An 8,818-nucleotide genomic window follows, 5' to 3' on the forward strand; every position below is an offset into this window, starting at 1 on the left:
GACACCGTCCGACTCGATGGCACCGTCACCACGGCCCGCCTCAAGCATGCCGTGATCGACGCCATCACCAGCGTCAACCGGGATCTGGCTGACTGGCGCCGCGCCCGTGAGGCAGAAGGGGTCGCCACCCTGGCCGCCGTACCGGGCGAGGTCATCAATGGCGAATCGGCGTACCTGCACAGCTACCGGCGCGCCATCTATGCCATGACCCGCGCCAACCTGCTGGAGCGTTACACCGACTACAGCGCCACCGGTGATGGCGTCAAAGGGGCCGATGCCAAAATCATCAGCTCTGACGACCTCTACCGCGACGCCCGCTTTGCCATTCGCGACATCCTCGGTACCACCCACATCACCGTGGCGCTCATCTGATGGAGCTGCGCAGCCAACAGGGTGACACCCTCGACCTCATCCTGTTCCGGCACTACGGCTACACCGCAGGCATCACCGAGCAGGTGCTCGCACTCAACCCCGGTTTGGCCGCGCTCGGCCCCATCCTCCCGACCGGAACCCTCATCACAATGCCAGCGGCCCCCACCCAGGCCGAGCAGCCGCTGATCCAGCTATGGGACTGACCATGAGCCGCCTCGACGATGAACTCGAACGACTGGCCGACATCAGCGAGCAGCAACTCGCTGCCCGCATCCACGCCGCCCGCATCAGTGGCACCGGCCCGCACTACTGCATCGACTGCGAAAACACCATCCCGCAGGCGCGCCGTGAAGCACAGCGGGGCTGCGAACGCTGCGCCGAGTGCCAGACCATCCACGAATTTCAAACCGCTCGCCACTACGGCGGCAAACGATAGGAGAGCACGATGCCAGAACCCATTTCATCCAGTGCAGCAACCAGCACCCTGAGCGCCTTGGCGTTGCTGTCCCTCTTCCCGGGCGTAGACCCCGGCGTCCTGCTCGGTGCATTCGCCGGGGCGCTGGTGTTCATCGCCACCACCGCCGAGCTGGGCAACCTGCGCAAAGCGGGCCTGTTCGTTGCCGCCTTCGTGGCGGGGGCACTGGCGGCACCGCTGGTTGCCGCCATGCTGGCCAGCGTGCTGCCACTCAGCGTCGAGGTCCCAAGGGCCGTCGGCGCAATGCTCGCCTCGGCGCTGGCCGTCCACCTGTTGCAGTGGATCCTGCGCAAAACGCCGGAAGACCTGCTCAAACTCCGCAAAGGGGGCTGATATGCACCAACAGGACAGTAAAGCCTTCTCCGGGGTCTTGTGGCTTGCGGGACTCCTGAAAGTTGTTGAGAAATCAGCGTGGCAATGGGCTGCAGTCTGCTTGTTGTTGATGTTGGTTGAATTTGTGAGAGGCGCACCGTTCAACCCGCTGAACTCCTTCGTAACGTCGGTCGTTTGCGCATTGGCTTGCGCATTCGTAATTGAACTACCGCGAGTGGTAATCCGGTTCATCAAATGGGCTCGGCGTAAGCGCCAAGCCTGCAAAGGGGGCTGACATGCTGACCATCCTCTACGCCATGATCTGCGCCGCGATCGCGCTGCGCATCGCCACCTTCAACCGCAACGGGGGCGACTATCGCCCCCTCCCCGCCGTGCTGGCCTGGCTGCTCACCTTCGCCGCCGGTTCCGTGCCCCTGCGTGCCCTGATCGGGGCTCTGCCCGCTCCTGACCCCGCCGCCGTCCTGCTGGCTTCTGTCGTACTCACCGCCCTGATCGGTTCCCGCGGATCCGTCATGCGCCTGCTGCCACGGCGGCGCCAGCAACCGACCACCGCCAGCCACCTGAACGGGAGGTTTCAACCATGAGCCTGAAAAAAGGGGATACCGGCGCCGCCGTCGCCGACCTGCAGCGTCGCCTGGCCAAAGCCGGTTATCCGCTCGATCCGGATGGCTGGTTTGGCGATGCCACCGAGCGTGCCCTGCTCGCCTTTCAGCGGGACTACATGATCACCGCCATCGGCCAGGCTGGCCCCCGCACCATGGCCGCCCTGCTCGGCAGCGAGCGGGGCAACCAGTTGCGCATCGGCGACATGCAGGCTGGCGCTGACCTGCTGGGCCTGCCGCTGGCCACCATGGCCACCGTCGCCCAGGTCGAGAGCATCGGCGAGGGGTTCACCACCGACATGCGCCCGGTGGTGCTGTTCGAGCGGCATGTGTTCTATAAGCAGCTCACCCAGCACCTGGGCAAGGCCGCCGCCGACCAGATGGCCGCCCATTACCCCAACCTGGTCAACCCCAAGCGTGGCGGCTATGCGGGCGGGGCGGCCGAGTGGGAGCGGCTGCAACTCGCCATCAGCCTGCACCGGGATGCCGCCATAGAGTCGGCCAGTTGGGGGATGTTCCAGATCATGGGCTTCCACTGGCAGGCGCTGGGCTTTGCCTCGGCCAGCGACTGGCAGACCGCCATGCAGCGCAGCGAAGTGGACCACCTCACCGCCCTGTGCCGCTTCATCCAGCAAGATCCCGCCATGCACAAGGCCATGCAGGGTCGCAAGTGGGCTGACTTTGCCCGCCGCTACAACGGCCCGGCCTACAAGGACAATGACTACGACACCAAGCTGGCCAAGGCATATGACCACTTTGCCAAGGTCTATCCGGTGAAGGAGGTGGCAAATGCACATTGAAATCACAGGCCGGATGACTGGGAAAACTGAACGGCTTATCGCGACAGCGAACCAGTTGATAGCCCAGGGCAAGAGGGTGGTGATCGTCTGTAGCAATAACCGCTTCATGATGGCCCTTTTGCAAAAGGGGTGTCCGGGAGCAAAGGTCAGCGGTGACAAATACCTGAACAAAAAAGAGTGGTTTGCCGAACTCGATGCAGACCCTGATGTGATCTGGATGTATGACGAGTTCGACTGGTTCCAAAACCAGAGCGTTATCAAGATCCGCCCAAATGGGTATTACTGCACCACGCCAAGGCCGCCATTTAACTTGATGAAGCCAAAGGGGGACCGCCCCATTGCCAAGTTGATGCAGACGTATCAGACCCACGTCGACACCATCATCATCATGCCCTGTCACACTCACCTTCGTGACGACTCGATCCCGATGGATTTCTGGGGGGTTGATTGTGCTGAATAACCTCCTGCGCTCCCCCCTCACCTGGTTGCTGCTGGCCCTGACCGTCGCCTTGGCTGGCTGGGGCTGGTCGGCCACCTCGGCAGCGACCGCCAGAGGCAAGGTCGATACCCTGCAAAGCGACCTCAAGGCCGCCAACGACAAGGCCAAAGAGGCCGAGCAGCGGGAAAAGGCCAAAGACGAGGTGATCGATACCCTCACCGGCGAATTGGACGCCCAGGCAACCGCCGCCGCCACGCTGCAACGCCAGCTTGGCAATTTGACCATCACGGCCGCCACCCGGGCCGACACCATCAAGAGGCTCAAACGTGATAATGCTGAACTCAAGGAGTGGGCTGATCGCCCTCTGCCTGATCCTGTTGTCAGGCTGCTCCAGCGCCCCGCCCTCACCGGCGCCGCAGATTATCAGGCTCACCTGTCCAGCCCCGGCGCCCTGCCAACTGCCGGCAGCCAGCCCGGTCAATAACGGCGATCTGCTCGACCAACTGACCCAGACCGAGTCCGCCTGGGCAACCTGCGCCGCCCAGGTCGACAGCCTTATCGCCTGCCAGCAACGCCACCAGTACAGGAGGGAAAATGGAAAAGCCAAAACAGATCCGTGAGGTGTTGCAGCAGTGCATCCCGCTGCTGCGCCAGAACCCGGATCACATGATGATATTCGTCGACAAGGGCAAGCTGGTTGCCACCGGCGCCGCCAGCCTGTCGTTTGAATACCAGTACGAACTGACCATCATCGTGGCCGACTTTGCCCAGAACGTGAACACCGTCATGGTGCCGCTGCTGGCATGGATCAGGCAGTACCAGCCAGAACTGATGATGAACAGCGACAAGCGCGAAAACGCCATGCGGTTCGAAGTCGAGATCCAGAACAACGAAACCTGCGACATCGAAATCAAGCTGCCACTGACCGAGCGGGTCAAGGTATGGAAGGATGACCAGGGCCTGCACTACGAACACCTGCCCGAACCGCCAGAAGACCCCTACGACGGCATCACCTGGGAACTGTTCATCAACGGGGAGTATCAGCCGTGGCCGCCGACATCGACCGTCTGAACGACTTCGCCGCCAGGTTAGAGCTGATCCGGGCCAACCTGTCGCAGCGGGAGCTGGCCAAATTTGCTGACCAGATGGCCAAAGAGATGCGCGACAGCAACGCCAAGCGCATCAAAGACAACGTCACCCCGGAAGGGGACAAGATGGACCCGCGCAAGCCGCAGCGCGGCAACCGCGAGATAAAGTTCATCTACACCACCAGTGACAAAGAAGTGCGCCACCTGAAAAGCTGGCGCGGCACTCGCAGCTACATCATCGGCTTCGATATCATGCGGGGCGGCATCCGGACCTTCAAACGATCACGCATCAAGCGCTTCATCAAGGTCGATGCCAGCAAGGGCGACACCGTCAACAAAAGTCGGCTCAAGCGCAAGATGTTCTCCCGCCTCATCAAGTCGACATGGCTCAAGGCCAAGGGCTATAGCGACAGGGCCGAGGTCACATTCGCCAGCACTGCCGATAAAATCGCCCATATCCACCACTACGGTCTGAAAGACAAAGGCAGCAAGGGGCAAGACATTCGATACCCGGAACGGCGGTTACTGGGGATGGATGACAAAGACATCGACAAGGTCGAAGACCTGCTGCTCGCCCAGCTCACCAAAGGGCTGTAACCAACGCCGCCAGTGTGCCAGCGCCGTACACACTGGCCGCCTCTCGCCTTACTCGCCATTACCCAAAACAATGGCCCCATGCAACCGACCCCGACTGAACTCCAACGCCTGATCGACAACCTGATCCGCATCGGCACCGTCACTGCCGTGCGATCAGGGGAGTGTCGCGTCAAGACAGGCGACCTCATCACCAACTGGCGGCCCTACGCAACTGCGCGGGCCGGGAGGAATCGCACCCGCCATCGCCTCTCCATTGGCGAACAGGTGCTGATGCTCTCGGTCAGCGGCGATCTGCGCAATGCCTACATCGTCGGCCCCATCAATTGCGCTGCCTTCCCAGAACCCTTGGCAGGCGATGACAACCCGGACCTCGACCGCACTGAATACGCTGATGGCGCCGTCATCGAGTACAACCCGGCCACCGGCACGCTCAATGCGATCGGCATCAAGACCGCCACCATCTCCGCCTCGGTGACCGTCAAGCTGATCACCCCCCTGGTGGAATGCTTCCAGGCACTCAAGGTCGGTTCGACCATCGAGGCGGGCGGCAAGATCACCGCCCCCAGCGCCAACATCGGCGGAATCGAGGTGACCACCCACAAGCACGGAAATGTCAGCACCGGCAGCGGCACCTCCGGGGGCCCGCAATGAACTGGCTCGGCATGAATGCAGCCACCGGCCGCGCCATCAGCGCTACCGACCACATCATCCAGTCGGTGCGCGACATCCTCATCACCCCGGTGGGATCCCGCGTCATGCGCCGCGACTACGGCAGCGAGCTGTTTAACCTCATCGACCAGCCACAGCATCAGGCTACCCGCCTGCGCCTGATGGCCGCCACCGTACAGGCCCTCATCAACTGGGAACCCCGCATCACCATCACCCGGGTCGATGTGCTGGGCGGCGGCATGGATGGCGCCCTTACCGTTGAGCTCACCTGGCAGCGCAAGGACGGCGGCGCGCCGGAGTCTGCTTCTATCGCCATCCCCACAGGAGCCGCCAATTGAGCAACGTGGATTTGACCCAGCTCCCGCCGCCCTCGGTGGTGGAGCCCCTCGACATTGAGACCATCCTGGCCGAGCGCAAGGCCACCCTGGTGAGCTACTACCCGGCAGACCAGCAAGCCGCCATCGCCGCCACCCTGGAACTCGAATCCGAGCCGCTCAACAAGCTGCTGCAAGAGAACGCCTATCGGGAGGTGGTGCTGCGGGCCCGCATCAACGATGCCGCCAAGCAGACCCTGCTCGCCTTTGCCAGCGGCACCACCCTCGACCACCTGGTCGCCGAGTACAACATCGCCCGCCTGCTGGTCACCCCGGGGGATCCGGCGGCCAATCCGCCTGTCGATCCGGTCTATGAATCGGATGACCGCCTGCGCCTGCGCGGCCAGATGGCTTTTGAGGGGCTGACCACCGCCGGGCCAGTCAATGCCTACAAGTTTCACGCCCTGTCAGCCAGCGCCGAGGTGGCGGATGTGGCCGTCGACAGCCCCTCGCCGGGTACCGTGCGGGTGACCCTGCTATCCCCTGCCGGCCAACCCAGTGCCGACACCCTCAATCGGGTCAGCCAGGCGCTTTCGGCAGATGATGTGCGCCCCCTGTGCGATCTGGTGGCCGTCGAGCCCTCCCAGATCAAGCCCTATGCCGTCGATGCCACCCTCAACGCCACCGGCCTTGGCAAGGAGCAGGCCATTGCAGCGGCCACCGCTGCCATGAACCAGACCGCTGCCGCCTATTACCGGGTCGGGGCCACCGTCCCGCTCTCGGCCATCTATGCCGCCCTGCACCAGCCGGGGATCGACAGCGTCACCCTGCGCGCACCGCTGACAGATGTCACCTGCACGGCGCAGCAGGCCGCCAAACTCACCACCCTCCACCTCGATTAAGGACCAGACCATGGCAAACGCCCTCTATGACAAAGGCCGCGAGAAGTTTCTCACCGGCGCCATCAACGCCAGTGCCGACACCCTCAAGTGCGCGCTGATCAAAGACACCTACGCCCCCACCCTGGGCAGCGACGAGTTTTTCAGCACGCTCTCGTCCCACGTGGTCGGCACCCCGCAGACCCTGACCAGCAAGACGGTCACCGGCGGCGTGCTGGACGCCGCCGACGTCACTTTCAGCGCCGTGCCCACGGCGGCGGTGAAGTATTGCGCCATCTACAAAGACACCGGCAGCGCCGCGACCAGCCCGCTGATCGCCCTGTTCGACACGGCGGCGGGCCTGCCGGTCAGCACCAACGGCGGCGACATCATCATCGCCTGGGACAACGGCGCCAATAAGATCTTCAAACTCTGATGGCAACCCTCTATCCCGTCTGGCGCGGGTCACTGACCTATCACGACGGCACCCTGTCATTCGACGGGGCGGCGATCTACCGGGGCACCCTGCAGGGTGACGATGACCCCGCGCCGGTCGCCATTGCCGGGGTCAGGATCGGCCTGTCACCGGTCGGGATAGCGGCAGGGCCAATCGGCAGCATGGCGGCATTACAGCGCGCCAGGCCCGCCGGAGTCAGTCAGTTCGCAGCAGGCACGGCCAAGCTGACCCATCGCACCGCACCCGGCGCCATCGAGGCGGGTGCCTATGGCGCCCCGGATATCACCACCCGCGCCAGTGTGGGGAGCCTGGGGGATCTGCTCGCCATGGGCGCGGCCGAACTCACCCCCCTCGTCCGCGTGCCGGGGCTCAGTGCCGGTGCGCTGGGCATCGCCACGCTCAGGGCCAGGCTTGCGGCAGGCAGCATGCAGCCAGACGCCATTGAGGCGCCGACCATTGGGCAACGCCTCGCTCCTGCCGGCTTCGATCTTGGCGCCATGGGCAGCCACCGTGCCCGAGTGCGCCAACTCGTCGGCACCCTGTCTGATGGTCAGAGCGGTGCCCCAAGGCTCAACACCCGACTGGCTCAGGCCGCGACCCCGTTCACGGGCGCAGTGGGGAGCCCCGTCGCCAAGTACGCGCGGATCCTCTATCCGCTGGCCCCGGCGGTCCCTCTCCCGGGTCTGCCCGCCATCACCGCCGCACTGGTCCCGGCCCCGCTGCTACCTTCGGCACTCTCGCCGATTGCCAGTTCCGCGCGCCTGACCACACGGGGCTTTGATGGCTGTACGTTCGGCGCGGCCAAGGTGCATCGTCTGCCCCTGCCATTGCCGACCACCCGGGATATGCTGCCGCCCTCAGCCACCCGGCTGGAACACCTTGCCGCGGCCACCCTGGCCAGCACAGTGACGCCGGAGGTGATCACCACCACCCGCTTTGCTGACACCTGCCCGGCCCCGCTGCTGCCCTGGCTCGCCTGGGCAAGGTCGGTGGATTGGTGGGAGCTGGCCGAGTCAGAAGACCAGCAGCGAGCCCTCATCAGCGCCTCGTTCCGCCTGCACCAGCGCAAGGGCACCCCCTGGGCCATCAAGGAGGCGCTGGCCGTGCTGGGCTTTGGCGACAGCACCATCATCGAACGCGCTACGGGCCGCCGCTATGACGGCACGCTCGCATACAACGGCAACGAACCCCACGGGGATCCGTCCCAGTGGGCCGTCTATCGCGTCATCCTCGCCCGCCCGGTCACCACCGTGCAGGCCAACCGCATCCGGCGCCTGCTGGCAGAGATGGCCCCGGCCCGCTGCCATCTGGCGGCCCTCGATTACACCCAGGCGCCCCTGACCTACAACGGCGCCGCAACCTACAACGGCAACTACAACCACGGAGCCTCCTGATATGGCGAATTTACAAGAGGTGGTGAGCTGGGACGCAGGCGTCTATCAGCTCGAAACCAGCGACCCGGTGCTCGGCGGCCCGGGGGGTACCTCCAACAAGCAGGCCCAGGCGCTGGCGAACCGCACCGCCTACCTGAAAAAGCACATGGATGACCTGGAAGGCGGCACCACCGCTGCGGGCAAGGCCAACAAGCTCACCACGGCGCGCACCATCGCCGTGGCCGGGGATGTGACCGGTCAGGCCTCGTTCGATGGCAGCGGTAACATCTCTATCACCGCCACCTATAAAAACTCCGGGGTGGTAGCGGGGACCTATCGCTCCGTCACCGTCGATGCCAAGGGCAACGTCACCGCCGGCAGCAACCCCACCACCTTGTCGGGCTATGGCATCACCGATGCC

Annotated in this window: 16 protein-coding genes and 1 pseudogene; all 17 read left to right on the forward strand. The window is 64.3% G+C overall.

From position 1 onward, the window contains the following. The coding region (locus AB5Y59_RS05525) for a head completion/stabilization protein (RefSeq protein WP_368211617.1) at positions 1 to 372 on the forward strand (372 nt) is incomplete at its 5' end. Further along, positions 372 to 575, forward strand: a complete 204-nt coding sequence (locus tag AB5Y59_RS05530; RefSeq protein ID WP_025327452.1) for a tail protein X — start codon at positions 372 to 374, stop codon at positions 573 to 575. The genes AB5Y59_RS05525 and AB5Y59_RS05530, both read left to right, overlap by 1 nt. Before the next feature lie 2 nt (positions 576 to 577). Then, a complete protein-coding gene (locus AB5Y59_RS05535; protein ID WP_323945455.1) occupies positions 578 to 808 on the forward strand; it encodes a TraR/DksA C4-type zinc finger protein in 231 nt (76 codons plus the stop codon). A 9-nt stretch (positions 809 to 817) separates the two neighbouring features. Then, entirely contained in the window at positions 818 to 1,180 is a 363-nt protein-coding gene (locus tag AB5Y59_RS05540; protein WP_041214915.1) for a putative holin, read from the forward strand. A 275-nt stretch (positions 1,181 to 1,455) separates the two neighbouring features. Further along, positions 1,456 to 1,764 (forward strand): phage holin family protein, encoded by a 309-nt coding sequence (locus AB5Y59_RS05545; RefSeq protein ID WP_244056013.1) that lies wholly within the window; start codon positions 1,456 to 1,458, stop codon positions 1,762 to 1,764. Beyond that, entirely contained in the window at positions 1,761 to 2,582 is an 822-nt protein-coding gene (locus AB5Y59_RS05550; RefSeq protein ID WP_368211618.1) for an N-acetylmuramidase domain-containing protein, read from the forward strand. The genes AB5Y59_RS05545 and AB5Y59_RS05550 overlap by 4 nt, the downstream gene beginning before the upstream one ends. Next, positions 2,572 to 3,042, forward strand: a complete 471-nt coding sequence (locus AB5Y59_RS05555) for a hypothetical protein (RefSeq protein WP_368211620.1) — start codon at positions 2,572 to 2,574, stop codon at positions 3,040 to 3,042. Before AB5Y59_RS05550 ends, AB5Y59_RS05555 begins: the two co-directional genes overlap by 11 nt. Beyond that, a complete protein-coding gene (lysB, locus tag AB5Y59_RS05560; protein ID WP_368211622.1) occupies positions 3,032 to 3,505 on the forward strand; it encodes an Rz-like lysis system protein LysB in 474 nt (157 codons plus the stop codon). The genes AB5Y59_RS05555 and lysB overlap by 11 nt, the downstream gene beginning before the upstream one ends. Beyond that, a complete protein-coding gene (lysC, locus tag AB5Y59_RS05565; protein ID WP_368211623.1) occupies positions 3,399 to 3,641 on the forward strand; it encodes an Rz1-like lysis system protein LysC in 243 nt (80 codons plus the stop codon). Before lysB ends, lysC begins: the two co-directional genes overlap by 107 nt. Beyond that, positions 3,616 to 4,092 (forward strand): phage tail protein, encoded by a 477-nt coding sequence (locus tag AB5Y59_RS05570; protein WP_368211624.1) that lies wholly within the window; start codon positions 3,616 to 3,618, stop codon positions 4,090 to 4,092. Before lysC ends, AB5Y59_RS05570 begins: the two co-directional genes overlap by 26 nt. Then, positions 4,068 to 4,706: a phage virion morphogenesis protein gene (locus AB5Y59_RS05575; RefSeq protein ID WP_368211626.1), complete on the forward strand. Its 639-nt coding sequence runs from the start codon at positions 4,068 to 4,070 to the stop codon at positions 4,704 to 4,706. The genes AB5Y59_RS05570 and AB5Y59_RS05575 overlap by 25 nt, the downstream gene beginning before the upstream one ends. Before the next feature lie 78 nt (positions 4,707 to 4,784). After that, on the forward strand, positions 4,785 to 5,357 hold the full coding sequence (locus AB5Y59_RS05580) for a phage baseplate assembly protein V (RefSeq protein ID WP_323924746.1): 573 nt from the start codon (positions 4,785 to 4,787) through the stop codon (positions 5,355 to 5,357). Then, a complete protein-coding gene (locus AB5Y59_RS05585; RefSeq protein WP_368211628.1) occupies positions 5,354 to 5,713 on the forward strand; it encodes a GPW/gp25 family protein in 360 nt (119 codons plus the stop codon). Before AB5Y59_RS05580 ends, AB5Y59_RS05585 begins: the two co-directional genes overlap by 4 nt. Positions 5,714 to 5,718: 5 nt before the next feature. After that, entirely contained in the window at positions 5,719 to 6,591 is an 873-nt protein-coding gene (locus AB5Y59_RS05590; protein WP_368211631.1) for a baseplate J/gp47 family protein, read from the forward strand. Positions 6,592 to 6,601: 10 nt separating this feature from the next. Continuing rightward, on the forward strand, positions 6,602 to 7,003 hold the full coding sequence (locus tag AB5Y59_RS05595) for a hypothetical protein (protein WP_025327464.1): 402 nt from the start codon (positions 6,602 to 6,604) through the stop codon (positions 7,001 to 7,003). Then, entirely contained in the window at positions 7,003 to 8,418 is a 1,416-nt protein-coding gene (locus tag AB5Y59_RS05600; RefSeq protein ID WP_368211629.1) for a phage tail protein I, read from the forward strand. The genes AB5Y59_RS05595 and AB5Y59_RS05600 overlap by 1 nt, the downstream gene beginning before the upstream one ends. Position 8,419: 1 nt before the next feature. Next, positions 8,420 to 8,818: pseudogene (locus tag AB5Y59_RS05605) on the forward strand (phage tail protein); the annotation flags it as partial.

The organism is Aeromonas sp. s10, assembly GCF_040907975.1.
Lineage (GTDB): Bacteria > Pseudomonadota > Gammaproteobacteria > Enterobacterales > Aeromonadaceae > Aeromonas > Aeromonas caviae.

Bases quoted from the DNA above. Each gene is read 5' to 3' on its own strand.
- AB5Y59_RS05540 (WP_041214915.1), top strand. From the start codon at position 818: ATGCCAGAACCCATTTCATCCAGTGCAGCAACCAGCACCCTGAGCGCC.
- AB5Y59_RS05530 (WP_025327452.1), top strand. From the start codon at position 372: ATGGAGCTGCGCAGCCAACAGGGTGACACCCTCGACCTCATCCTGTTC.
- AB5Y59_RS05585 (WP_368211628.1), top strand. From the start codon at position 5,354: ATGAACTGGCTCGGCATGAATGCAGCCACCGGCCGCGCCATCAGCGCT.
- AB5Y59_RS05535 (WP_323945455.1), top strand. From the start codon at position 578: ATGAGCCGCCTCGACGATGAACTCGAACGACTGGCCGACATCAGCGAG.
- AB5Y59_RS05580 (WP_323924746.1), top strand. From the start codon at position 4,785: ATGCAACCGACCCCGACTGAACTCCAACGCCTGATCGACAACCTGATC.
- AB5Y59_RS05600 (WP_368211629.1), top strand. From the start codon at position 7,003: ATGGCAACCCTCTATCCCGTCTGGCGCGGGTCACTGACCTATCACGAC.
- AB5Y59_RS05555 (WP_368211620.1), top strand. From the start codon at position 2,572: ATGCACATTGAAATCACAGGCCGGATGACTGGGAAAACTGAACGGCTT.
- AB5Y59_RS05545 (WP_244056013.1), top strand. From the start codon at position 1,456: ATGCTGACCATCCTCTACGCCATGATCTGCGCCGCGATCGCGCTGCGC.
- AB5Y59_RS05570 (WP_368211624.1), top strand. From the start codon at position 3,616: ATGGAAAAGCCAAAACAGATCCGTGAGGTGTTGCAGCAGTGCATCCCG.
- AB5Y59_RS05595 (WP_025327464.1), top strand. From the start codon at position 6,602: ATGGCAAACGCCCTCTATGACAAAGGCCGCGAGAAGTTTCTCACCGGC.
- AB5Y59_RS05550 (WP_368211618.1), top strand. From the start codon at position 1,761: ATGAGCCTGAAAAAAGGGGATACCGGCGCCGCCGTCGCCGACCTGCAG.